This is a genomic window from Sphingopyxis solisilvae, assembly GCF_015475875.1.
Classification (GTDB): Bacteria; Pseudomonadota; Alphaproteobacteria; order Sphingomonadales; family Sphingomonadaceae; genus Sphingopyxis; species Sphingopyxis solisilvae.
Genome location: NZ_JADKYM010000004.1, coordinates 133,911 through 157,362, shown reverse-complemented (window position 1 = coordinate 157,362; position 23,452 = coordinate 133,911). Strand labels below are relative to the sequence as shown.

Annotated in this window: 20 protein-coding genes; 12 read left to right on the top strand and 8 right to left on the bottom strand. The window is 65.7% G+C overall.

Annotation, left to right across the window (positions count from 1 at the left end):
* Positions 1-81: 81 nt before the first annotated feature.
* The 3 genes from IR187_RS04740 to IR187_RS04730 form a co-directional block, all read right to left on the bottom strand.
* Entirely contained in the window at positions 82-1,083 is a 1,002-nt protein-coding gene (locus IR187_RS04740) for an arginine N-succinyltransferase (protein WP_194953556.1), read from the bottom strand.
* Complete coding sequence (locus IR187_RS04735) at positions 1,080-2,291, bottom strand: hydrolase (RefSeq protein ID WP_194953555.1); 1,212 nt, start codon at positions 2,289-2,291, stop codon at positions 1,080-1,082. The genes IR187_RS04740 and IR187_RS04735 overlap by 4 nt, the downstream gene beginning before the upstream one ends.
* An 89-nt stretch (positions 2,292-2,380) precedes the next feature.
* A complete protein-coding gene (locus IR187_RS04730; RefSeq protein ID WP_194953554.1) occupies positions 2,381-2,680 on the bottom strand; it encodes a WYL domain-containing protein in 300 nt (99 codons plus the stop codon).
* A 215-nt stretch (positions 2,681-2,895) separates the two neighbouring features.
* Here IR187_RS04730 and IR187_RS04725 point away from each other — a divergent pair, with 215 nt between their 5' ends.
* The 4 genes from IR187_RS04725 to trhO all read left to right on the top strand — a co-directional run bounded on the left by IR187_RS04725 (position 2,896) and on the right by trhO (position 9,458).
* The gene (locus IR187_RS04725; RefSeq protein WP_194953553.1) at positions 2,896-4,989 is read left to right on the top strand and encodes a malate synthase G; all 2,094 of its coding nucleotides are present in this window, start codon (positions 2,896-2,898) and stop codon (positions 4,987-4,989) included.
* 336 nt (positions 4,990-5,325) lie between these two features.
* A complete protein-coding gene (locus IR187_RS04720) occupies positions 5,326-6,468 on the top strand; it encodes a tetratricopeptide repeat protein (RefSeq protein WP_194953552.1) in 1,143 nt (380 codons plus the stop codon).
* Between the two features lie 129 nt (positions 6,469-6,597).
* Positions 6,598-8,598 (top strand): GMC family oxidoreductase N-terminal domain-containing protein, encoded by a 2,001-nt coding sequence (locus IR187_RS04715; RefSeq protein WP_194953551.1) that lies wholly within the window; start codon positions 6,598-6,600, stop codon positions 8,596-8,598.
* Positions 8,599-8,714: 116 nt separating this feature from the next.
* Complete coding sequence (gene trhO, locus IR187_RS04710) at positions 8,715-9,458, top strand: oxygen-dependent tRNA uridine(34) hydroxylase TrhO (protein ID WP_194953550.1); 744 nt, start codon at positions 8,715-8,717, stop codon at positions 9,456-9,458.
* On the opposite strand, the gene IR187_RS04705 is transcribed toward trhO, so the two are convergent.
* Positions 9,447-10,073, bottom strand: a complete 627-nt coding sequence (locus tag IR187_RS04705; RefSeq protein ID WP_194953549.1) for a class I SAM-dependent methyltransferase — start codon at positions 10,071-10,073, stop codon at positions 9,447-9,449. The genes trhO and IR187_RS04705 overlap by 12 nt on opposite strands.
* Before the next feature lie 94 nt (positions 10,074-10,167).
* Here IR187_RS04705 and trxB point away from each other — a divergent pair, with 94 nt between their 5' ends.
* Positions 10,168-11,133 carry a thioredoxin-disulfide reductase gene (gene trxB, locus IR187_RS04700; protein ID WP_194953548.1) on the top strand — a complete coding sequence of 322 codons (966 nt, stop codon included), beginning with the start codon at positions 10,168-10,170 and terminating at the stop codon, positions 11,131-11,133.
* Between the two features lie 362 nt (positions 11,134-11,495).
* Here the strand turns inward: trxB and IR187_RS04695 are convergent, their stop codons facing one another.
* The 4 genes from IR187_RS04695 to IR187_RS04680 are packed head-to-tail and all read right to left on the bottom strand — an operon-like array spanning position 11,496 to position 14,177.
* Entirely contained in the window at positions 11,496-12,284 is a 789-nt protein-coding gene (locus IR187_RS04695) for a hydrolase 1, exosortase A system-associated (RefSeq protein ID WP_194953547.1), read from the bottom strand.
* Positions 12,269-12,943: an alpha/beta hydrolase family protein gene (locus tag IR187_RS04690; RefSeq protein WP_194953546.1), complete on the bottom strand. Its 675-nt coding sequence runs from the start codon at positions 12,941-12,943 to the stop codon at positions 12,269-12,271. The genes IR187_RS04695 and IR187_RS04690 overlap by 16 nt, the downstream gene beginning before the upstream one ends.
* A gap of 14 nt (positions 12,944-12,957) precedes the next feature.
* The gene (locus IR187_RS04685) at positions 12,958-13,224 is read right to left on the bottom strand and encodes an acyl carrier protein (protein WP_194953545.1); all 267 of its coding nucleotides are present in this window, start codon (positions 13,222-13,224) and stop codon (positions 12,958-12,960) included.
* Entirely contained in the window at positions 13,221-14,177 is a 957-nt protein-coding gene (locus tag IR187_RS04680; RefSeq protein ID WP_228765543.1) for a GNAT family N-acetyltransferase, read from the bottom strand. Before IR187_RS04680 ends, IR187_RS04685 begins: the two co-directional genes overlap by 4 nt.
* Before the next feature lie 74 nt (positions 14,178-14,251).
* On the opposite strand from IR187_RS04680, the gene IR187_RS04675 reads away from it, so the two are divergent.
* From IR187_RS04675 to IR187_RS04645, 7 genes are all read left to right on the top strand, one after another.
* Positions 14,252-15,784 (top strand): acyl-CoA ligase (AMP-forming), exosortase A system-associated, encoded by a 1,533-nt coding sequence (locus IR187_RS04675; RefSeq protein ID WP_194953543.1) that lies wholly within the window; start codon positions 14,252-14,254, stop codon positions 15,782-15,784.
* The gene (locus IR187_RS04670; protein WP_194953542.1) at positions 15,781-17,010 is read left to right on the top strand and encodes a pyridoxal-dependent decarboxylase, exosortase A system-associated; all 1,230 of its coding nucleotides are present in this window, start codon (positions 15,781-15,783) and stop codon (positions 17,008-17,010) included. The genes IR187_RS04675 and IR187_RS04670 overlap by 4 nt, the downstream gene beginning before the upstream one ends.
* A gap of 171 nt (positions 17,011-17,181) precedes the next feature.
* Positions 17,182-17,838: an XrtA/PEP-CTERM system exopolysaccharide export protein gene (locus IR187_RS04665; protein ID WP_194953541.1), complete on the top strand. Its 657-nt coding sequence runs from the start codon at positions 17,182-17,184 to the stop codon at positions 17,836-17,838.
* A gap of 47 nt (positions 17,839-17,885) precedes the next feature.
* Entirely contained in the window at positions 17,886-19,433 is a 1,548-nt protein-coding gene (locus IR187_RS04660) for an XrtA system polysaccharide chain length determinant (RefSeq protein ID WP_194953540.1), read from the top strand.
* A gap of 14 nt (positions 19,434-19,447) precedes the next feature.
* The gene (locus IR187_RS04655) at positions 19,448-20,470 is read left to right on the top strand and encodes a P-loop NTPase (RefSeq protein WP_194953539.1); all 1,023 of its coding nucleotides are present in this window, start codon (positions 19,448-19,450) and stop codon (positions 20,468-20,470) included.
* Positions 20,470-22,176, top strand: a complete 1,707-nt coding sequence (locus tag IR187_RS04650; protein WP_194953538.1) for a hypothetical protein — start codon at positions 20,470-20,472, stop codon at positions 22,174-22,176. The genes IR187_RS04655 and IR187_RS04650 overlap by 1 nt, the downstream gene beginning before the upstream one ends.
* A gap of 20 nt (positions 22,177-22,196) precedes the next feature.
* Positions 22,197-23,411, top strand: coding sequence for an XrtA/PEP-CTERM system-associated ATPase (locus IR187_RS04645; RefSeq protein WP_194953537.1), 1,215 nt, complete (start codon positions 22,197-22,199; stop codon positions 23,409-23,411).
* The last annotated feature ends 41 nt before the right edge of the window (positions 23,412-23,452 follow it).

Sequence of the window (23,452 nt, the reverse complement as noted above, 5' to 3'; positions counted from 1 at the left end):
TCGCAGCGGGTGGGGTCCATCGGCCTTGCGCAACCTCGACAGCCCCTACCCCAACCCCTCCCCTGAGGGGGAGGGGCTGCATTACCGCCCGATCCAGCTGATCTGATCGCCCCTGCCGACGCCCAGAATGCGCGCCGCGTCGGCATCGATCGTGCCATCCGCGCCGACCCTGCCGAAACAACAACGGAATTCGGCGAGACGGCCCGTCGCAATCAGCGCGTCGTCGCCGCCCTCGCTGATGCTGGTAACCTCGAAATGCTTCGCGTCGCGGATGCTCGCCACCTGGTCGGTGCGCGCAGTCATCGTCGGGCCGCCGTCGAAGATGTCTACATAATTTTCGAAGGCGAAGCCCTCATTCTCCAGCATCCGCATCGCGGCGCGGCCGGTAGGGTGGGGGACGCCGATGACGCTGCGCGCATGTTCGCTGAGCATCGCGATATAGACCGGGTGCTTCGGCATCAGGTCGGCGATGAACTGGTTTCCGTGGACCGCGTTGAACTGGTCGGCCTCCTGAAAATTCATCCCGAAAAATTTGCCCGCGACACCGTCCCAGAAGGGCGAGCCGCCGGCTTCGTCGATCACCCCGCGCAGTTCCGCCAGGATGCGGTCGGCAAAGCGCGCTCGGTGGCGGGCGATGAACAGATAGCGCGAGCGCGCGAGCAACAGCCCCAGCCCGCCGGCGCGCGCCGCCGGGTGCAGGAACAGCCCGCCGACCTCGCTCGATCCATTAAGGTCGTTGCTCAGCATCAGCACCTGCGCGTGAAACGTCCGCCCCAGCTGTTCGCTGTGCTTGCTGTCGGTGCCGATGCGATAGGAATAAAATGGCCAGCGCTGGCCGACCTGTCCGAAAATCTGGCACGTTCCGCGCACCTCGCCACTGTCGAGGTCTTCGAGCACCATCAGATACAGGTCGTCGCCGGGATATTCGCGCTCCGAAGCGAACCCCGCCTCGGCGCGCTCCAGCTTGGCACGCAGCGCCTTTTTGTCGGGGGGCAGGTTGGTGAAACCGCCGCCGGTGAGCTTCGCCATTTCGTAAATGCTCTGCAAATCGCCCGGCTTGGCCGCCCGGATCACATAATTCACACTGTCCCCCGTTCCGCTATTCTCAACATGGTCAGCACCGACAGCTGCGCCCGTTCGGCGAGACTATCGACGATCAGAAATTCGTCCGCCGAATGGATCGCTCCGCCGCGCGGCCCCATCGTGTCGACGACCGGAATCCCGCACGCCGCGATGTTGTTGCCGTCGCAAACGCCGCCGGTCGCGTTCCAGCGGATCGGCGGCAGCCCGAGCGCCGCCCCGCAATCGCGGACCAGTTCGAACAATCGCGTCGCGGCGGGGTCGAGCGGCTTCGGCGGGCGGTTGAAACCGCCGTGAAGGTGGCAATGCACGTCATGTTCGCGCGACACTGAGGCAATCGCGGCGCGCAATGCCGCTTCGGCCGCGACCATCGCTTCAGGGGTTGCAGGCCGCATATTGACGCGCAGGATCGCCTGGTCGGGGACGACATTGTTCGGGCTGCCGCCGTCGATTTTTGCCGGATTGACCTTGAGCTCGGGCGACTTCAGTGCCGCCAGGCGCAGCGCGAGATCGGCTGCGGCGAGCAGCGCGTTGCGTCCATCGTCGGGATTGCGCCCCGCGTGCGCCGACAGGCCGTGGATCGTGATCGAGAAATTGCCGCTGCCCGGCCTCGCCCCCGCCAACGTCCCGTCGGGCAGCGCGGGTTCATAGGTCAGTGCGGCGGTCTTGCCCTTCGCCAGCTCGGCGATCAACGCCGCGGAGGCGTGGCTGCCGGTTTCCTCGTCGCTGTTGATCATCACGTCATAGCCGACGCGGCTGGCGAGCGGCGAGGCTTCGAGCGCGGTGAGCGCCGCCAGGATCACCGAAATGCCCGCCTTCATGTCAGCGGTGCCGGGGCCGTTGAGGACGCCGGGTTCGAGCCATTGCAGCGTCTGGAACGGGTGATCGGCGGCAAAAACTGTGTCCATATGCCCGGTGAGCAGCAATTGTACCGGCGCCTCCGGTCGCACGCGCAGGTGCAGATGATCGCCGCGCTGCGTCGTCCGGATGTTGCCCGTGGCATCGACGCTCTCGACCGGATCGGGCGCAACGAGGCGGATGTCGCCCGGCAGCGCGGCAAAGCCGTCGGCGAGCATCCCTGCGACGGTCTTGAGCCCCGCGAGGTTCCCGGTACCGCTGTTCACCGCTGCCCAGCGCTCGACCTGCGCCAGCATCGGCGCATCGGCAGCGCGTTCGAGCGTCGCGGTTTCGGTGGCCGAGATGGAAGTCATCGCACGGCTATAGCGAGCGGTGCGGCGCTTGCCACCCCTGCCGTAGCGGAATCATCGGTCCGTCATGACCCGCGGTTATGGCGCGGCAATCAGACCGCGAGAAGCAAGGTGTCGTCGCTTTGCGGCGGGGCGGCCTCGAACGAGGGGAGGGGGTCGAACTCCGCATCGATGATCGCCGGAGCCACCAGGCCGTCGAGCTTGAAATGCCCGAGCCGCCGCTCGTCGTCGGACCGCCAGTTCTTGTCGAGGTTGAGAGCGCTGACGAACAGGTCGCCGCGGCGTTCGAACATCTGGTGCGGCGCGAGCTTCATTTGCTGGCCGTTATACTGCGCGGTCACAACGCGCTTGCGCGCGATCGCTTCCATCAGGGTCAGCCGGGTTTCGCTCATGATCTGGCCTTGGAGAGGGGAGGAGAATTTTTGTTGTGCGTTGCAACATAATGCACATGCGAGGGGACACGGCAAGTCCCGAAAGGCAACTTAATCGCTGGAATCCTATGCGCTATATCGGCGGCATTGCCATATCGGGCCAATCGCGGCATAGGGCGGCGGCCCTTTCCTCCCCGGGTCCACTGGCGCAGCTGCGCCGACCAAAGGGTGCATAAATGACCGAATTTCTCGACCGTGCAGGCCTGTCCGTTGATTCGCGACTGGCGGAATTTATCGAGGAGCGCGCGCTGCCCGGTGCCGGGATCGATGCCACCAAATTCTGGGCCGACTTTGCCGCCTTGCTGGGCAAATTTGCTCCTGAAAATGCCACCCTGCTTGCAAAGCGCGAGGATTTACAGGCGCAGATCGATGGCTGGCACGAAGCGCGGGCGGGGCAGGCGCATGATCCGGAGGCCTATCAGGCGTTCCTCCGCGACATCGGCTATCTGGTTCCCGAACCCGCGCCGTTCCAAATTGGCACCCGGAATGTCGATCCCGAAATCGCGACGATGGCGGGACCGCAGCTGGTTGTCCCCGCGCTCAACGCGCGTTTTGCGCTCAATGCCGCGAATGCGCGCAGGGGCAGCCTTTATGACGCGCTCTACGGCACCGACGCGCTCGACGCGCCGCCCGCAAAGCCCGGCGGCTATGATGCGACGCGTGGCGCAGCGGTGATCGCGCGCGCCAAGGCGTTTCTGGACGAAGCCGTGCCGCTGGCGTCGGGCAGCTGGGCCGACTGGCAGGGCGGGCAGCTGGTGCTGGCCGATCCCGCGCAATGGGTCGGCAGCAAGCCCGGCGGCATCCTGCTCCGCCACCATGGCCTGCACATCGAACTGGTGATCGATTCGGCGAGCGCAATCGGCAAGAGCGACCCGGCTGGGATCGCCGATGTCGTGCTCGAAGCCGCGCTGACCACGATCATCGATCTGGAAGATAGCGTCGCCGCGGTCGACGGCGAGGACAAGGTGCTCGGTTACGCCAACTGGCTGGGCCTGATGCGCGGCGACCTCACCGAAAGCTTCGACAAGGGCGGCAAGACCGTCACACGCGCGATGGCGGCCGACCGTGAATGGACGTCGCCGTCCGGCGATCCGTTCTTGCTCCACGGGCGCAGCGTGATGTTCGTGCGCAACGTCGGGCATCTGATGACGACGCCGATGATCCGGCTGCCGAACGGTGCCGAGGCGCCCGAGGGGCTGTGCGATGCGGTGATCACCGCGCTATGCGCGCTCCACGACCTCAAAGGCCTTGGCACGCTGACCAACAGCCGCGCGGGCAGCATCTATATCGTCAAGCCGAAGCAGCACGGCCCCGAGGAGTGCGGCTTTACCGATCGATTGTTCGACGCGGTCGAGGATATGCTGGGCCTTGCGCGCCACACGATGAAGGTCGGGGTGATGGACGAGGAGCGCCGCACCAGCGCGAATCTCGCCGCGTGCATCCATGCGGTGAAGGACCGCATCGTATTCATCAACACCGGCTTCCTCGATCGCACCGGCGACGAGATCCACACGTCGATGCGCGCGGGGCCGATGATCCCGAAGGGCGAGATGAAGGCGAGCGACTGGATCGCGTCCTATGAAGACCGCAACGTCCGCATCGGGCTGGCCTGCGGGCTGTCGGGCAAGGCGCAGATCGGCAAGGGCATGTGGGCGATGCCCGACCTGATGCGCGCGATGCTGGAGGCCAAGATTGGCCATCCGAAATCGGGTGCGAACACCGCGTGGGTGCCGTCGCCAACTGCGGCGACGTTGCACGCGCTGCACTATCATCAGGTTGATGTTTTCGCGCGGCAAAAGGAAATCGCGGGGGAGGCGGTGCCGTCGCTCGACCGGCTGCTGAACATTCCCATCGCCACCGGGCGCAACTGGAGCGACGCCGAAATCACCCGCGAGCTCGACAATAATTGCCAGGGCATTTTGGGCTATGTCGTGCGCTGGATCGATCAGGGCGTCGGCTGTTCGAAGGTGCCCGACATCGACGACGTCGGCCTGATGGAAGACCGCGCGACGTTGCGGATCGCTAGCCAAGCGCTCGCAAACTGGTTGCTACACGGTGTGTGCTCGGCCGAACAGGTCGACGCGGCGCTGGCGCGGATGGCGGCGAAGGTGGACGCGCAGAATGCGGGCGATCCGCTGTACCAGAAACTGACCCCCGACGGCATCGCCTATCAGGCGGCGCGGGCGCTGATCTTTGACGGAGTGACCCAGCCGTCGGGTTATACCGAGCCGTTGCTGCACAAGTTCCGGCAGGCGAAGAAGGCAGAGTGAGGGGAAAGGCGGGAGCCGACCGGAAGTAGGCATAGCCGAACCTCCCCATCGACTTGCGATGGGGAGGGGGACCGCCGCGAAGCGGTCGTGGAGGGGCCGCGAGCGTCAGCGAGCGCTGCGCGCTCGACCCCTCCGTCAGCCCTGCGGGCTGCCACCTCCCCATCGCAAGTCGATGGGGAGGATTTTATGACAGCTTCCCACCCCGAAATGGACAAGCTCTTTTAAGCATTGCGAGATGTGCGTAGTCCTTCAAAGTCAATTCGATCCTTTAGGTGAGCGGCTATCGTGGCGAACCGAGCCTTTCGAAAGCGCCAGCAGAACGCGGGTAGTCCACAAATGAAGGCGTGTTCGCGCGCGTACCTCGCCGCAGGGGCGATGCTGCTGGTCAGTGCCAGTTTTGGCATATCACCCGTTGCCTCTGCTCACGACAAAGTCAGCACGGTCATGGAGGTTGGCGGCACCAAGCTGGCCGTGTCGCCGCAGGAACTGCGCGCGCTTTCGGCGCTTGGCAATCTGGCGCGCGGTACACAGTCGGCGCGGCAGGATCGCGCGCTGGCCGATGCTCGGCGGGTTGCGAACAGCCGTGATGCGCGTTTCGCGCTGGCGCTCTACGAACTGGAGATCGGCAATCGGCGCGGCGATGATGCGATGCGCGCCGCGGCGCTGGATATGCTGATCGCCAGCCCGTTGACGCGGCCCGAACGGCTGGCGGGGCATTTGGCGGTGCGCGGGCAGATTGCCTATCGCGCGGGCGATTTTGATACCGCGGCAGCGTTGTGGGGGCGGCTGGCCGAACTGACGCCAAACGATCCCGACGCGCTGGCGAATCTGGCGCAGGTCCGGCTGGCGCAAAAAGATACGGCGGGCGGGATGGACCTGCTCGCGCGCGCGATTGCGGCGCGGACGGCACTGGGGCAATCGGTGCCGGAGGACTGGTATCGGCAGCGACTGAGCATTGCGCAGCAGGGGCACCTGGTTGAGCCCGGGGTCGACGCCGCGCGGGCATTGGTCGCTGCTTGTCCGACGCCTGAAAACTGGCGCATCGCGCTGGTGGTGTATCGGCAGCTGGTCGCTGCAGAAGGGGCGCTGGAAGTCGACCTGTTCCGGCTGACACGCCACGTCGGAGTGCTGAGGCAGGCGGCGGAATATCAACGGATGGCACAGCTGCTCAAAGAAGCGGGCGAGCCGCGTGAAGCGAAGGCGGTGCTGGCGGAGGGGAAGCAGCGCGAGCTGCTCGACTCTACCACTTCGCCAACGCGCGAGATCATTGCCGAGGTCGAGCGAGCGATCGGGCGGCCCGGAATCGTGCGGCCGGAGCCGCCAAGCGCGGCGGGGGCAGCGGTCCGGTTGGGCTTCACGCGTCTGAATGCCGGACAGCGCAGCGAAGCGGAAGCGGCGTTTCGCGTCGCGGCGGACGATCAGGCGGGTGGGCCTTATGCCGATCTGGGCTTTTTCTGGCTGACGTGGTTGGGTCGGTAGAGAAGGGGCCGTCGCTTCGGCGCAGGCGGGGGCGACGATCGTCTCGCGCCGCCGTTTCCATACAATACGCCTTGCTCCGACCCGCTATAACGCGCCATCTTTGACGCGGGGAATGCAGGGGGTAGGGCGATGACGGCACCGTTTAATTTCGGGCAGCTCAAATTTCTGAAAGCATTGACCGAGGCGCTGTTCCACGGTGCCGAAATGGTTATCACCGCTGACCAGGTCGTCGCCAATGTCTGCGACCTGTTCGCCAAGGTTGGCGGGACCAAGCTCAAGGAAATCCGCCTGTCGCTCGATGCGACCGAACTGGTGCTGGCGCCGGTGTTCGTCGAACTCGACGTCGCGAGCCGCGCCGCGCGGCTGCGCAACCGGCTGCAGAACAGCCAGATCGATCTGTTCCAGGACATGGCGCGGCTGCGCGGGATTATCTACGCCTGCTATTATGGGCACTGGCTTCCGGGCGATCAGGACACGAACATCGGCAATCCGGTGCACCGGCAGATCGGGTTTACGTTGCCCAAGCAACGGGTCCGCGGCCATGGCGAGGTCGAGATCAAGCCCGTCATTGGCCGCGAGATCGACGCGGCGCATATTCTGAACGCGGCGACGCTGGGCGACGAATATGATGTCGTGGTGATCGGGTCGGGCGCGGGCGGGGCGGTGGCGGCGCATAATATCGCGGCGCAGGGTTATAAGGTGCTGATCGTCGAGGCGGGACCGTTTTTTCCGTCGCACAAGATCCATCATCACGAGCTCGACATGATCGCGAGCCTGTACAAGCATGGCGCATTGCAGACGTCGACCAACCGCGATTTTGTGGTGTTTCAGGGGCGCTGTGTCGGCGGATCGTCGACGATCAACAATGGCATCTGCCTGCGCGTCAACGAAGCGGGGAGGACGCATCCCGATGCGCAGGATGTGCTGGCGAAATGGGCGAGCGTTGGCGCGCCGATCGACGCCGCGGCCTTTCATGCGAGTTACGATGCGGTGCAGGCAAAGCTGGGCATCGCGCAGATCGAGCCGCGCAGCGGGCGCCACAACGGACCGCATCTGATCGAGGGTTGGAAGGCGTATGCCGCGGCGTCGGGCAAGCCGCGCGACGCGCGCGCGGTCACCGACTGGTTTGCCAAGAATTTTGGGCCGCCGAACACCCCCAACGCCTGCGCCTATTGCGGATATTGCAATTCGGGCTGCCCCTATGGGCGGCGGATGGGGGTGGCGCAGACCTATCTGCCCGACGCGTGCCGCGATTTTGGTGCGCGCATCCTGCCTGATACGAAGGCCGAGCGGATTGTGTGGCAGACCTCCTATGACGGGCGGCGCGAGGCCGAGGCGGTGGTATTGATCCTGCCCGGCGACGTGCGAAAATTGGTGCGCGCGCGGGTGGGCGTGGTCGTCGCGGGCGGTACGATCGCCTCGTCGAAACTGCTCGACCGCAGCGACATCGACGGCACCGGCTATCAGGTGTCGCTCAACGTCGCCTCGCCGGTTGTCGCGCTGATGCCCGAGGGAGCCGGCGGCAACGCGTGGGACGAGGACCAGATGACGAGCTATGTCGACGTCGGCGATTATCTGCTCGAAAGCCATTTCCAGCCGCCGATGTCGATGGCGTCGCTGATGCCCGGCTGGTTCGCCGACCATGCGAGCCGGATGAAGAATTTCGGGCGCGTCCATTCGGCGGGCATCCTGTCCCCCGCCGACCGGCGCGGACGGGTGACGGGCGACAAATTGCAATTCAGCCTGGATCCCGTCGACGATCTGCCGGTGCTGCGCGATGCGATGGCGACGCTGACCAAGGTTCATTTCGCCGCCGGGGCGATCGAATGTTATCCGGCGCTGGCCAAGGGGCAAAAGGTCACCCCCGATATGGATGTCGACGTCTTTTTCCGCGATGCGATCCGGGAACAGGACGACGTGACGCTGTCAAGCAGCCACCCGCATGGCGGTAACGCGATCAACGAAGACCCCGCGCACGGCATCGTCGACCTCGACTGCCGGGTGCATGGGACGACCAATGTGCTGGTCACCGACGCGAGCGTGTTTCCGAGCTGTATCCGGGTCAACGCGCAATGGACCACGATGGCGATGGCGCATTATGCGACGGGGCGGGGGAATCCGTTTGGTTAAGAGCGCCGTCATTGCGAGGAGCCGAAGGCGACGCGGCAATCCAGAGTAGGCTTAAACCGCTCTGGATTGCTTCGCTTTGCTCGCAATGACGATGGCATTTGTCTATGGGCGCCGCCATGACCTTCACCGTTGCCGCCCTCTACCGCTTTGCCCCGTTGGACGATCCCGCCGCCTTGCGTCAGCCCCTGCTCGAACTTTGCTCAGCCGAGGACGTGAAGGGCACACTGCTCCTAGCGTCGGAAGGTGTAAACGGCACGGTTGCGGGCAGCGCCGAGGGTATCGCCTCGGTGATCGGTCATATCCGCGCACTGCCGGGCTGCGCCGACCTCGACGTTAAATATTCGACGGCCGCCGAAATGCCGTTCCGGCGGTTGAAGGTGCGGCTGAAGAAGGAAATCGTGACGCTCAAGGTCGCGGGGCTCGACCCGGCGCGCGACGCGGCGCCCTATGTCGATCCCGCCGACTGGAATGCGCTGGTCGACGATCCCGATACGGTGCTGATCGACACGCGCAACGGGTTCGAGGTCGGTTATGGCAGCTTCGACGGCGCCGTTGATCCCGCAACCAAAAGTTTTGGCGAATTTCCCGACTGGTGGCGCGTCAATGCAGACCGTTTTGCAGGCAAGCGCATTGCGATGTTCTGTACCGGCGGCATCCGCTGCGAAAAATCCACCGCGTTTCTGCGCCATGAGGGGGTCGAGAACGTCGTGCATCTGAAGGGCGGCATTCTTGCCTATCTGGAGCAGATTCCCGCGGAAGAGAGCCGCTGGCACGGCAGCTGCTTCGTCTTCGACGAGCGGGTGAGCGTGGGGCACGGGCTCGTCGAGGTAGGGGAGAAGGGTGGTGTGTCAGGTGTTTAGCCGCGCTGCCCCATATTCGTACCAGCCGAACGGCCGCGGGGTTTTGGGGATATAGGCGGCGGCCTGCCGGTCGACGGCAAAGCCTGCCTGCTCATAAGCGCCCGAAATCGGGCGGGTCAGGTGGCAATTGCCGCCGATGCGTTTCCACACCGGCTCGATCCGCCGCTGCCATTTCGCCACCCCGGCATCGGGCGCGGCGCCATGTTCGAGGAACAGCGCGGTGCCGCCGGGTTTCAGCACGCGGCGGATTTCGGCGAGCACCGCGGCCTGATCGGCGACCGAGCAGAGGGTGAAGGTGGTGACGACCGTGTCGAAACGACCGCTGGCGAACGGCATCGCTTCGCCCACGCCGCCCTGAATGTCCGCATCCATCCCGCGCGCCTGCGCCGCGGCGCGGCTCATCGCCAGCAATTCGGGCGACGGGTCGAGGCCGGTGAAGCTGGTCACGCGCGCCGGATCGTAAAATTCCATGTTGATGCCACCGCCGCAGCCCAATTCGAGCACGTCGCCGCGGGCATTCGGCACAACCTTGCTGCGCACCTTCATGATCTGCCCCTGCGAACAGGCGCATTTGATCAGCCGCGGTACCCCATGACGTTCCCACCAGCTTGCCATTTGCCCTACTCCCCCTTGGCGCGGAAGGTGTCCCTTGCTAGCGCGGTTGGCAACACCCATCTGTGCGGGTCCGCACAGGATCAGAAAGACCGTCATGCCGACCACTCACCACACCAAGATGCTCATCCTCGGCTCCGGCCCCGCCGGCCTGTCCGCCGCCATCTATGCCGCGCGCGCCGGGATGCAGCCGATCGTCGTGCAGGGGCTGCAACCAGGCGGTCAGCTGACGATCACCACCGATGTCGAGAACTACCCCGGCTTTGCCGAGGTGGTGCAGGGGCCGTGGTTGATGGAACAGATGACGGCGCAGGCGACGCATGTCGGCACCAGCATGATCTGGGACACCATCGTCGACGTCGACCTGTCGCAGCGCCCGTTCAAGATCACCGGCGATGGCGGCGATGTCTATATGGCCGAAACCCTCGTGATCGCGACCGGCGCGCAGGCGAAATGGCTGGGCGTGCCGGGCGAGCAGGAGCTGGGCGGCAAGGGCGTGTCGGCGTGCGCGACGTGCGACGGGTTCTTCTATCGCGGCAAGAAGGTCGTGGTGATCGGCGGCGGCAACACCGCGGTCGAGGAGGCACTGTACCTGACCAACCACAGCGATGACGTGACCCTGATCCACCGCCGCGACCATCTGCGCGCCGAAAAAATCCTGCAGGACCGGTTGTTTGCCAATCCGAAGATCAAGGTCTTGTGGAACAAGCGGGTCGACCGTTTTGTCGCGGGTGAAGGCGTGTCGGGGCTGGTCGGCGTCGACCTGATCGACACCGTCACTGGCGAGGCAAGCCACGAACCGACGGATGGCGGTTTCGTCGCGATCGGCCACAGCCCCTCGACCGAGCTGTTCAAGGGCAAGCTGCCGTTGGACGCCGACGGCTATCTGGCGGTGACGCCGGGGACATCGCTCACGTCGATCCCGGGGGTATTCGCCGCGGGCGATGTGACCGACAAGGTGTATCGCCAGGCGGTGACTGCGGCGGGCATGGGCTGCATGGCAGCGCTGGATGCCGAACGGTTTTTGGCCGAGGCGGAATATAAGGCGTTGGTCGAGGCGTAGGTCGTCGCGCGGCAGTGACCGCTAACGACCGATTGCGGGCAATCAATATGCAGCTATGCTTTGAACCATGACTTATTCCGACGAACAATCGACAAGGTGGGACCGAATAACCGGGTTCCTCCTTTGCTTTGGATCTTGGCCTGCTCTTACGGCAGTCAGTATGCCCTTCATGGTTGAGAAATGCTTCTGGGAGCAGGGTTGCGACACTTCCCAAGCCCCGCGTTTTTTAGCTGCCATCGCGCTAGCGTTGGTGGTTGCCTCTGCGATAGGATGGGCTGGCTACTGGATCATGACTCGCGTTTTCTACCGGGCTGAGCGCTAGTCGGCTTTCCACCCCAAAGCCGACATCAACCCGCAAAGTATCAGTGTAGGTGCGTCAGCAATCCCAGCACGCGCGCAGCCAACCACTCTCCATCATCGCCCGCAAAGCTGTGCGATGCGCTGTCCAGCCGTTCGACCGGCACCGCGGCCGGATGGCAATTCTCCACAAACGCCTGCGCCGTCCGGTCGCCGGTGGCGAGCAGGATCGTCGCCGGGCAGAGCAGCTTGGCGAGCGCGGCGTCGAGGCGGGCGGACAGGCTATCGGGTGCGGTGGCAGTTTTGCGGCGGAGCGCGGATAGCCCGCGCACCAGCTTTTTGACGTCGATCTCGCCCTTAAGCAGCCGGAGCAGGCTTTTCGGATCGGTCAGTCGCGACAGGTAGCGTGCGCGGATCGCCGCCGCGGGGGGCAGGGCGGGTTCGTCGGTTTCGTCGTTTTCATAGGTCCACGGATTGGCGAGGATCAGGCCGTCCAGCGCGAGCGGCTGGTGGAGCAGCAGCGCGCTGGCGGCGTCGCAATTGCCGAAGGCGATGATGTGAGTGAGGTGCGTCGCAGCGCCGCGAAAGGCGGCGATTGCGGCGGCAATGTCGGGGGCGCTGCTGGTGTAGCCACCGTTTTCGCCTTCGCTGTCGCCGATGCCGCGGCGGTCGAAGCGGAACACGGGATGGCCCGCGGCGGCGATGCGCTGCGCGAGCATCGCCATGCCGCGATGCGCGCCGCTGCGGATTTCATTGCCGCCCGAAACGATGAGCAGGCCGGCGGTTCCGGGCGCGTCGTCGAGCGTTGCGGCGAGCGCGGCGCCCTCGCAGGGAAAGGTCAGCTGATGCCGCATGTCGTGCTCCATGCGGCGATGTCGGCGGCGATTGCCTTGGCCATGGCGGCGTCCTCGCCGGGTTCGGCGCGCAGCCAGAGCGGGGTTCCGGCGATGGCGTCGGCGCCGCTGCCGAGGGTGACGGTACGGAGCGGGGCGACGGTCTGGACTTCGGCGCCACCGAGCTGAGCGATCATGGCGGGGGAGAGCTTGTTGCCCGCGAGGAGCAGCGGTGCGGTGGCGGCTTCGGCTTGGAGGCTGTCGAGCGACGAGGTCAGTCCCGCCTCGCGATCGGCAGCGACGCGGGCGCGCATCAGGGTGCGGAGCAGTGAGGCGCCGCCGACGGGGGCGAGGCGCCACCAGGCGGCGGCGTTGGCCTGGTGGTCGATCAGCGCGCCGCCCCGCAGTGCGGCGATGATCAGCGGGCCGTCGATGGGCGCTGCGACGTCCGCGAGCGCGCTCTGCCAGCTGGCGAGATCGACCTGTTCGAGCGGAATGAGGCTTTCGTTCTGGCCGGGGAGGTCGGGAAGCAATGTGGTGAAGCCGTCCGCCGCCAGCGCGCGCATGGCGAGGACGAGGGTGCGGCGGCTACGGTTGGCTTCGTCGAACAGCGGCGGCACGAACAGGATCGTGGCGCGCGGGGTGCCGGTGGGGGCGATGCGCAGATGATGTTCGCTCATGCGCGCATACAGGGTCAGTCGGTCACTTTGCGCAGCGAAAAGGCCAGCAAATTGCCATAGGTTTCAAAGATTTCACCATCGATCTCGTCATCGTCGATGAGGATGCCGAGGCGGTCCTCCATCTCGGTCAGCACCGTCGCGACCGCCATCGAATCAAATTCGGGCAGCGCGCCGAACAGGCCGCTGTCTTCGGTCAGCGCCGCGGCGCGGTCTTCGCCGAGGCCGAGGACATCGGCGAGCAGCGCGCGCAGGGTGGCATCGACGGTATCGGGTTCGGTCAATTTTCTTTCCTCAACAGGGAACGGGCAAAGGCTTTGAGTGCCGGTCCCCATGCCGCGGGGCGCGACGGATTGAAAGCCTCGATCCGCCACAGCGGGTCGTGGCGGTTCATCCAGTCGCGTTTATAGGCATCGTTGCCGGTGCCGAAATCGACGCGCTTCACCTTGTCGATCTCGATCACATGGCGGAACAGCGCCGCCGACAACAAGGTGCCGGGTGAGGCCTTCAAACTGTCCTCGACATGCGCGAGCTTGTGGATGAAGGCGGTGCCGTCCTCGACCGTCCAATACTGTGCTGCGACGGGAACGCCCTCGATCCGCGCGATCCCCATTCGCAACGAGCCGCGGCCGCCCTCGGCCTCGGCAAAAGCGCGAAGCAGCGCGGGGTGCCCTTCGTCGGGTTTCCAACTGGCGGCGTAGATTTGTTCATAGGCGGCCCAGCTGCCGTCATCGAATTCGGTGAGCAGCTGGATATCGACGACGCCCTTTTTCGCCTTGCGCTGGACGGTGCTGCGCAGCGCGCCGGGGCGGGTGGCCCACCAGGCGTCATGGTCCATATCGCCGAGGTCGAGCCAGTGGCGGTCGCCCGCGGGGGTGGCTTTGATCCACCAGCCCGCGGTGCGCAGCGCGGCGGCGAGGGCGTCGGGTTCGCTGACCGGATAGAGGGTCAGGCGCGCGGCGGAGCGGCGGAGATTGCGAAAGAGCGCGCTCAAGGCAGCGCTGTGGTCGCCATCGCCGGAATAGAGCGGGCGGATCGCAAAGCTGTACCAGTTGGTGAGCCCTGCGACGTCGCCCGGCTTGTCGATCCGCAGCGGCAGCCACGCGGTGACGGCGCCCGCGCGGCCATGCGCGTCGATCCGGCCTTGTCCGGCAAAGCCATAAGATTCGAGCAGGTCGAACCATGCGGCGCGGTCGAAGGGCGAGGCGAAGCCGTCCGCGCGCGCTGCGGTGGGCAACCGCTCATCATTAGCGTGATGTTCACCGTTCCCTTGCATGGTGTCGACCTCTATCATTGCACTCCTAACAGCCGATGACCAAAGCCGAAAACCCATCATCCAGGCCGATCGACCATCTCGCCCTGCGCGGCGCGCCGGAGGCGGGTGCGCTGCTGATCGGCGATGGGGTGATGACGTTTGCCGAATTGGATGCCGGGGTGGGGCGGCTGGCCGCGTGGCTGCTCTATCAGGCTGGGGCTCAGGGCGAGCGGGTCGCGAGCTGGAGCTCGAAGACGCGGCTGGCCTGCTTGATGCCGCTGGCCGCGGCGCGTGCGGGGCTGATCCATGTGCCGGTCAATCCACTGCTCAAGGGGCCGCAAGTCGCGCATATTCTAGCCGATAGCGGCGCGAAGCTGCTGATCACCAATGGCGCGCGGGGGGAGATGCTGGGCGACGCGCGGCCGGATGATTGCACGGTGCAAGATTTGACGGTCGCCGAGGCGGTGATCGTTTCGGACGGCGAGGGGTTGGCGCCGTCGGTAGTCGATCCCGACGATCTGGCAGCGATCCTTTATACAAGCGGATCGACCGGGCGGCCCAAGGGGGTGATGCTGAGCCATGCCAATCTGTGGCTGGGGGCAGAGAGTGTTGCGTCTTATCTGACGTTGACGCCGGAAGACCGGGTGCTGGCGGTGCTGCCGCTGAGCTTCGATTACGGACAGAACCAGCTGCTTTCGAGCTGGTATGCGGGCGCCGCGGTCGCGCCGCTCGATTATCTGACCCCGCGCGACGTGGTGAAGGCAGTGGCGCGGCACCATGCGACGACGCTTGCGGGCGTACCGCCCTTGTGGGTGCAGCTGGTCGAGAGCGAGTGGCCCGCTGACGCGGCGGGGCATTTGCGGCGGCTGACCAACAGCGGCGGGGCGCTGACGCCGTCGCTGATCGATGCGATGTCCGCGACCTTTCCGAACGCCGACATCTATCCCATGTACGGGCTGACCGAGGCGTTTCGCTCGACCTATCTCGAACCGAAACTCGTCGTCAACCATCCGACCTCGATGGGGCGCGCGATTCCGCATGCCGAGATTTTGGTGTGCCGCGCCGACGGCACGATCACCGCCGACGAGGAGCCGGGCGAGCTGGTGCACTGCGGGCCGCTGGTCGCGCAGGGCTATTGGCAGGATGACGAGCGGACGGCCGAGCGGTTCAAACCGGCGCCGCGGGTCTCGCGCTATGGCGGAATGGCGGTGTGGTCGGGCGATACGGTGCGCCGCGACGCCAATGGCCTGCTCTATTTTGTCGGGCGCGATGATGCGATGATCAAGACCGCGGGCAACCGTGTCAGCCCGACCGAGGTCGAGGATGCCGCGGTGGCGTCGGGGCTGATTTATGAAGCGGTCGCGTTCGGCGTACCCGATGCGCGGTTGGGCGCGGCGATCATACTGATCGTGCGCGGCAAGGGCGGGGTGACCGACGAAGCGGGGCTGAGCGCCTGGCTGCGCCAGAACCTGCCCAATTTCATGCAGCCGCAGGCGATCGAATGGCGCGAGGCGCTACCGCGCAATCCCAACGGCAAGCTCGACCGGGTGGCGATCGCCGCCGACTGGGTACAGAAGGTGGCGGCATGAAGCCGCACGGTCCGATCCCGCCAGGTTATGCCGCCGACGAAGACGGCATGCTGCTGATCGGCGGCGACCGTGCCGATACGCTCGCCGACATGGCGGGCGATACGCCGCTGTTCGTTTACGACAGCGCGATGCTGGCCGCGCGGGTGGCCGAATGGCGCGCCGCAATGCCCGCGGAGGTCCAGCTGCATTTTGCGATGAAAGCGAACCCCTATGCGCCGCTGCTCGCCTTTATGGCGCTGCTGGTCGACGGGTTCGATGTCGCGTCGGGCGGCGAGCTCAAGGCCGCGCTGGCAAGCGGGATGCCCGCGGGTGACATCAGCTTCGCCGGTCCGGGCAAGCGCGACCGCGAACTGGAGGCGGCGATCGTCGCGGGCGCGACGCTGAATCTGGAATCGGCGGGCGAGGCGGAGCGCGCGCTGTCGATTGCCGGGTGCCTTGGCTTGACGCCCAGTCTGGCGGTGCGGGTCAATCCAGACTTCGACCTCAAGGGCTCGGGGATGAAGATGGGTGGCGGTGCCAAGCCGTTCGGGGTCGATGCTGGCGAGGTTCCGGTGCTGGTGCAGCGGCTGATCGCGGCGGGCGCCGACTGGCAGGGTTTCCATATTTTTGCGGGATCGCAGGCACTTGATGCCAGTGCGATCGCCGATACCCAAGCACAGACCGTCGCGCTCGCAGCGCGGCTGGCGGACGAGATCGGCGCCACGCCGCCGCTGGTCAATCTGGGCGGCGGCATGGGTGTTCCGTACTTCCCCGGCGACACCGCGGTTGCTGCCGCGGCGGTTGGTGCGGCACTGGGCGATACGCTGGCGGCGCGGCCCGCGGTGCTCGCGGAGAGTCGCTTTGCGATGGAGCTGGGGCGCTGGCTGGTGGCCGAGGCGGGGGTCTATCTGACCCGTGTCGTCGATCGCAAGACCAGCCATGGCGAGACGTTTCTGGTCACCGACGGCGGCTTGCACCACCAGCTCGCGGCGAGCGGCAATTTCGGGACCGTGATCCGCCGCAACTATCCGATTGCGGTCGCGACCGCCTTTGACCGCGAGCCGGTGGAGACCGTTTCGGTGGTCGGCTGCCTCTGCACGCCGCTCGACCGGCTAGGCGACCAGGTCGCATTGCCACGCGCCGACGTTGGCGACCTGATTGCGATCTTTCAGGCGGGCGCCTATGGCGCCAGCGCGAGCCCGGCGGCGTTTTTGGGGCAGGGGCCGGCGCGCGAAATGCTGGTCTGACCGCGTAACTCTGTTCCGTATCGGGACAATTTGCGGCGGCTGCGGGGCAAACTTATCGCAAGACTAACCGTATGTTCACCCTTTTCGCGCAAGGACGGACGCTGACGCAAGGGCTGTCGTCGCGGGGATTTGGCCCCGGCAACCGTCAGCGGCACGAAAGGTTGATTGATTATGGCTTCGTCCCCCTCGCTTCGCGCAGCCCGGGCTGCGCTGGTTTCCGGTATCGCGGCAACCGCGCTTTCGGGATGTGCGACCGGTGGCGGCGCCGCGCCGCAACTGCCCAGCGCGACCTTCGTCCAGAACCAGGAAGGGCCGGGCGAGGAATATATCATCGGCCCGCTCGACGAGCTTCAGATCTTCGTGTGGCGCAATCCGGAACTGGGTGGCAAGGTGCAGGTTCGGCCCGACGGGCGCATCACCACCCCGCTGATCACCGACATGCCCGCGGTGGGCAAGACGCCGACGATGTTGCAGCAGGACATCAAGCTGCAGCTGAGCCAATATATCACCGACCCGATCGTCAGCGTGATCGTCACCACCTTTAACAGCACGTTTTCGCAGCAGGTCCGCGTTGTTGGCGCGACCGAAAAGCCGGCGTCGATCCCGTTCCGCGCCAACATGACCGTGCTCGACGCAATGATTGCAGTCGGTGGCCTGGGCGAATATGCGGCTGGCAACAGGGCGCGACTCGTCCGTTTCGACAAGGGCAGCGGCAAGCAGCAGGAATTCGGCCTGCGGCTGAACGACCTCATCAAGCGGGGCGATATCCGGGCCAATGTACGGTTGCAGCCCGGCGATGTCATCATCATCCCCGAAAGCATGTTCTGACCTGACCGACCGCCAACCGACCTATGCCCAAGGATTGATCGCAACCGATGAACAGCCTGTACGACGAATTCCGGGTGGCGCTGCACAGCGTCTGGACGCGCCGGTGGCTCGTGCTGGCGGTGGCGTGGGGAATTTGTATCCTCGGATGGCTGGCGATCGCGTCGATCCCGAACCGATATGATTCGCGCGCCCGGCTGTTGGTCGAGATCAACGATATCCTGCCTGACGATGCGCAGGGCGGCAACTTTGGTGGGCGGCAGCGGATCGACCAGATCCGCGAGACGCTGACCAGCGCGCGCAACCTGGAAAAGGTTGCGGCGACCACGGGCCTGCTCCCCGCAGGTGCGGGCGAGCGCGAGAAGGCAGGCGCGGTCGCGATGCTGCAAAAGAATATCAAGGTGATCCCGCAGCAGGACAATATCTTTGAAATCACCTCGAGCGTGGCGGTCGGCAGCCTGTCAGATGCCGACAATGCCAAGCTGGCATCGGGGGTGCTCGACAGCCTGATTACCGTGTTTCGCGACGACCAGTTGCGCGGCGGCCGGATGAATGCGCGTGAGGGGTTGAAATTCCTCGACGCCCAGATCGCCGATCGCGAAAAGGCGCTGCGCGAAGTCGAAGCGCGTCGCGCCGCATTCGAGGCGCAGAATATCGGTCTGATCCCCGGCGGTGCCGGTTCGCCGGCGCAGCGTGTGGAAGCCGCCCGCGCCGAACTGGGGCAGATCGATTCGCAATTGGTGGCGGCGCAGGCCCAGCTTGCGGCGGCCAACGGCCAGCTTGCGGCAACGCCCGCGACGATCAGCGTGCCGGGCATGGGCGGCGTCGGCGGCGGTGTCGCGCGCCAGCAGCTTGCAGGGGCGCAGAGCGAATTATCGGCGATGCGCGCCCGCGGCCTGACCGACGCGCACCCCGACGTTGTGGCGCTGAAAAGCCAGATTGCCTCGCTGAAAGCCATCGCCGACGGCGAAGGCAATGGCGGCGGCGGAGGCGGCAATGCGCAAAACCCCGCCTATGCTTCGCTCGCCGCGATGCGCGCCGAGCGTCAAGCCACCGTCAGCGCGCTGAATGCGCGCAAGGCGCAGCTGGCCGGCGATATCGCCCGGATTACCAGCCAGCAGATTCAGAATCCGGGGATCGCGGCCGAATATGACCGGATCAACGGCGAATATACTGCGTTCAAGGCGCAATATGACAAGCTGCTTGCGCAGCGCGAGCAGGTTCGCCTGCGCGGCGACGTGCAGACCGAAACCGACGCGATCAAGGTCGAACTGCTTGATCCGCCGACAAAACCGACCAGCCCTGCAGCACCGAACCGGCCGTTGTTTCTGACCCTGGTTCTGCTGGCCGGCATCGGCGGCGGCATCGGGGTGGCCTTTGGCCTCGGTCAGGTGCGGACGAGTTACGCTACGGCGGCAAAACTCGAACGCGCCAGCGGCCTGCCGGTCATCGGATCGATTACCGAGGTCGTGACGCCCGAACGCCATGTCGAACGACGCAAGCGGCTGGTGTGGCTGGCGAGCGGTGGCGGAGCACTCGTCGGGCTTTATGCTCTGTTGCTGGTCGCCGAATTCATCCAGCGCGGCATGGTGGCGTGACGGGGGACGATGACATGAACGACCAACGCAAAGTCAAGCGTCCGCCCTCGCTCCTCGAACGCGCGGCCGATATGTTCGGGCTCGATCCGGCGGCCAATGCGCCGACGATCGACGTTTCGAACCTGCCGCCCGAAGCGCCGAAAAAGGCGAAGAAGGCCAAGGCCGAGCCGGTCGCTGAAGTCCTGCCGCCCCAAAGCGTCGATCCGGTCGGCGACGCGGCGCCCGCGGTCGAAACGGCGCCGACGCCCAAGCCTTCGCCACGCAAGGAGATCGCGAAGGCGGCGCCCGCGGTTGTGCCGACGCGGCAGGGATCGATCGACCGCGAGCGGCTTGCGTCGCACGGCATGATCGTACCCGGAACGCCGGTCACCGGTATTTCCGAAGAATATCGCATCGTGAAGCGCGAGCTGATCCGCAATTTCGGTGGTGTCGGTAATCGCCCGGTCCTGCCGCGCGGGCACCGTGTGCTGATTGCATCGGCAAACCCCGGCGAGGGCAAGACCTTTTCCGCGGTCAATCTGGCGCTCAGCCTGGCGGTCGAGGCCGACCATGACGTGCTGCTGATCGACGCCGACATTGCCAAGCCGAGCGTGCTGGAGGCGCTGGGTCTGGATGACGGCCCGGGCTTGATGGACGCGCTGGCCGATCCGCATCTGCCGGTTGGCGATTGCCTGATCCAGACGGATATTCCGGGACTTAAGGTCATGCCCGCAGGCACCGGCCATATGCACGACACCGAATTGCTCGCGTCGGCGCGTACCGAAGCACTGCTCGGGCAGCTCGAGGCGGGGGCGCCGGGGCGCATCCTGATCATCGATTCGCCGCCCGTCCTGGCCGCATCGCCCGCCGCGGTGCTGGCGGGGCACGTCGGCCAGACGATCATGGTCGTGCGTGCCGACGAAACGCTCGAATCCTCGCTGCGCGACGCGATCGGCCTGATGGGCGCGTGCCCGCATATCCAGCTCCTGCTCAACGGCGTCAAATTTTCGCCGGGCGGTCGCCGCTTCGGCACCTATTACGGACAAGGAGGCGCTTGATGCGCACCATCCTCACCATACGGGGCACAGCCACGCTGACCGCGCTGCTGCTCGCGGGCACCGCCACCGGCGCCCAGGCACAATTTTCCGGTGATGCCGGTGCGGACGACGCGACGGCCACTGCGCCGGTGGCGGAATCCGGCCGCTCGGCGAAACGGGCCGAGGCGCGTCGCGGCAAGCGACAGGTCGATGTGGTGCCGTATCTGGAAGTCGGACAGGTGCTGACCGCCGATCTGAAAAACGGTGGCGACGTCCTCACCTATACGACCGTAGCCGCCGGACTGGACGCCGCGATTGTGACGACGCGCGCTGAACTGGCGGCGACGGTGCGATACGAACATCGCTTCGGTTGGAACGGTGGCCAGAGCGATTCGGACACGATCAGCGGACTGGCGCGGGGTCGTATCGAGCTGGCGCGCGGCCTCAATCTGGAAGGCGGAGCACTCGCGACACGTACCCGCGCCGACGGACAGGGCGCCGACAGCGGTCTGTTCATCGGCAATGCGAGCAACGTCGCCAATCTCTATTCGGTCTATGCCGGGCCGACGCTGACGCGCCGTATCGGCGGGCTCGACGTCGGGGCAGGCTACCGGTTCGGCTATACCAAGGTCGATGTCGATACGCCGGCCATATTGGCGCCGGGCAGCCAGCCGCAGGATATTTTCGACAGTTCGACCAACCATGTCGCCTGGGCCAGCGTTGGCGCGCGGCCCGGTGCGCTGCCATTCGGCTGGCAGCTGTCGGGCGGGTACGAGCGCGAGGATGCGAGCCAGCTCGACCAGCGGTTCGAGGGAAAATACGCCCGCGCCGATGTGACCATGCCAATCGGCCCTACTGTCGCGTTGCTCGGCGGCGTCGGTTACGAGGATATCGAGATTGGCCAGCGCGATCCGGTTCTCGACGCCAACGGCATCCCGGTACGCGACGCCAATGGTCGTTTCGTTACCGACAAATCGAGCCCGCGCCAGCTGTCGTTCGATACGGACGGGTTGATCTGGGACGCCGGGGTGATGTGGCAACCGAGCCGCCGCACCTCGCTCACCGCGCGTGTCGGGCGCCGTTATGGCGACACCATCTATACCGGCAGCTTTGCCTATCGTGCCGACCATGCGACGACTCTGCAGATCGGGGTGTATGACGGCCTGTCGAGCCTGGGACGCGGGGTGTCGGGCGGGCTCGCGGCGCTGCCGACCCAGTTCGACCCGACGCGCAACCCGATCGGCGGTAACATCAACCCCTGCGTTTTCGGGCAGCAGGGCGGGGGATGTCTGACCAACCAACTCGGCAACGCGACCTCGGCGCAATATCGCAGCCGCGGCGTCCAGGCGACGATGGCGTCGCGCTACGGACGCTGGAGCTACGGCGTCGGCATCGGCTATGACCAGCGAAAGCTGCTGGCACCACTGCTGTCGCCGATCGGCAGCCTGAACGGCATCACCGATGAAAGCTATTATCTGTTTCTGAGCGCCGGACGCCAGCTCGACGCCGATTCCGATCTCAGCCTCGCCGGTTATGTCAATTATTTCGACAATGGCGCACCGGGGGCGAGCGATGTGCAGTCGGCCGGGCTGTCGGCCGCCTATTCGCGCCGCTTCTGGCGCGGGCTGACGGGCACCGCCGCCGCCAGCCTGAACGCCTTTGACCAGGATGGCTTCAACAGCCAGCTTATCGGTTCAGCTTTGGTGGGACTGCGTTACAACTTCTGATCCCGAACAGGAATTTTACGATGTACGATCAGTTCTATGGCTTCACCGGACGTCCGTTCCAGCTGACGCCCGATCCGCATTTCTATTTCGAGAGCGGCACGCACCGCAAGGCGATGTCCTATCTCGGCTACGGGCTGGCGCAGGGCGAGGGCTTTATCGTCATCACCGGCGACGTCGGTGCGGGCAAGACGACGCTGGTCGGCCATCTGATGAACACGATCGACGCCAACCGCCTGACCGCGGTCAAGCTGGTGTCGACGCAGGTCGAAGGCGACGACCTCCTCCGCCTGGTTGCCGAACAATTCGGGATCGAATGGGAAGGCGAAAGCAAGGCCGAACTGCTGCGGTCGATGGAACAATATCTGCGCGAACAGGCGCGCGCCGGCAAGCGCACGTTGCTGATCGTCGACGAGGGGCAGAATCTGGCGATCTCGGCGCTCGAAGAGCTCAGGATGCTGTCGAATTTCCAGCTCGGCGGTCATTCGCTGCTGCAAATCTTCCTGCTCGGCCAGCCCGAATTTCGCCAGACCTTGTTCCATTCGCCGACGCTGGAGCAACTGCGCCAGCGCGTGATCGCGACGCACCACCTCGACCCGATGGAGCCCGAGGAGGTCGAACCCTATATTCTGCACCGGCTTGGCAAGGTCGGCTGGACCGGCAACCCCAGTTTCAGCCCCGACGCCTTCGAGGAAATCTATGACTATAGCGAGGGCGTGCCGCGCAAATTGAACGTGCTCGTCAGCCGCCTGCTGCTGTACGGCGCGGTCGAACAGATGACCCGGATCACCGCGCAGAATGTGCGGTCGGTGGTCGCCGAGATCGAGGCCGACCGCGGCATCGACGCATCGACGCTGGCCCCGTTGCCAGTCGAGGAGGTCGTCGCGGCGGCCGCGAGTGCGGTTGCTCCCACACCTGCGCCCTTTGCCGCACCCACGCCCGCCAATGAAACAGCGGCGGAATGGCCCCAGCGCGTTGCCGACGACCGCCCGCCCTTTGCAGCGCCGCCACCGGCCGAAGCCGAGGTGCTGGAACTGGCCGTCGATGCGGCGCCCGCTGCGCCGGCGATCGATCCCGAACAGCTGGCGGCGCTCGAAGCGCAGATCGCTTCGCTGGAGGCGCGGCTGGTCGAACAGGATGCCGCGCTGCGCCGCGTGCTCGACCTGCTGATCGAATGGGTCGAGCGCGATCCCGAAAATGCGCCGAACCCGGCGACGTCGAAGACCTGGGCGGCCTGACAGCGATCGCGAAATCGGCTATCCGGTCGATGAAGGTGAGA

What these genes read in the sequence shown, in the direction of transcription:
- IR187_RS04735 (WP_194953555.1), bottom strand. Translation starts at nt 2,291, where the DNA reads ATGACTTCCATCTCGGCCACCGAAACCGCGACGCTCGAACGCGCTGCC.
- IR187_RS04730 (WP_194953554.1), bottom strand. Translation starts at nt 2,680, where the DNA reads ATGAGCGAAACCCGGCTGACCCTGATGGAAGCGATCGCGCGCAAGCGC.
- IR187_RS04725 (WP_194953553.1), top strand. Translation starts at nt 2,896, where the DNA reads ATGACCGAATTTCTCGACCGTGCAGGCCTGTCCGTTGATTCGCGACTG.
- IR187_RS04720 (WP_194953552.1), top strand. Translation starts at nt 5,326, where the DNA reads ATGAAGGCGTGTTCGCGCGCGTACCTCGCCGCAGGGGCGATGCTGCTG.
- IR187_RS04715 (WP_194953551.1), top strand. Translation starts at nt 6,598, where the DNA reads ATGACGGCACCGTTTAATTTCGGGCAGCTCAAATTTCTGAAAGCATTG.
- trhO (WP_194953550.1), top strand. Translation starts at nt 8,715, where the DNA reads ATGACCTTCACCGTTGCCGCCCTCTACCGCTTTGCCCCGTTGGACGAT.
- IR187_RS04705 (WP_194953549.1), bottom strand. Translation starts at nt 10,073, where the DNA reads ATGGCAAGCTGGTGGGAACGTCATGGGGTACCGCGGCTGATCAAATGC.
- trxB (WP_194953548.1), top strand. Translation starts at nt 10,168, where the DNA reads ATGCCGACCACTCACCACACCAAGATGCTCATCCTCGGCTCCGGCCCC.
- IR187_RS04695 (WP_194953547.1), bottom strand. Translation starts at nt 12,284, where the DNA reads ATGCGGCATCAGCTGACCTTTCCCTGCGAGGGCGCCGCGCTCGCCGCA.
- IR187_RS04690 (WP_194953546.1), bottom strand. Translation starts at nt 12,943, where the DNA reads ATGAGCGAACATCATCTGCGCATCGCCCCCACCGGCACCCCGCGCGCC.
- IR187_RS04675 (WP_194953543.1), top strand. Translation starts at nt 14,252, where the DNA reads ATGACCAAAGCCGAAAACCCATCATCCAGGCCGATCGACCATCTCGCC.
- IR187_RS04670 (WP_194953542.1), top strand. Translation starts at nt 15,781, where the DNA reads ATGAAGCCGCACGGTCCGATCCCGCCAGGTTATGCCGCCGACGAAGAC.
- IR187_RS04665 (WP_194953541.1), top strand. Translation starts at nt 17,182, where the DNA reads ATGGCTTCGTCCCCCTCGCTTCGCGCAGCCCGGGCTGCGCTGGTTTCC.
- IR187_RS04660 (WP_194953540.1), top strand. Translation starts at nt 17,886, where the DNA reads ATGAACAGCCTGTACGACGAATTCCGGGTGGCGCTGCACAGCGTCTGG.
- IR187_RS04655 (WP_194953539.1), top strand. Translation starts at nt 19,448, where the DNA reads ATGAACGACCAACGCAAAGTCAAGCGTCCGCCCTCGCTCCTCGAACGC.
- IR187_RS04650 (WP_194953538.1), top strand. Translation starts at nt 20,470, where the DNA reads ATGCGCACCATCCTCACCATACGGGGCACAGCCACGCTGACCGCGCTG.
- IR187_RS04645 (WP_194953537.1), top strand. Translation starts at nt 22,197, where the DNA reads ATGTACGATCAGTTCTATGGCTTCACCGGACGTCCGTTCCAGCTGACG.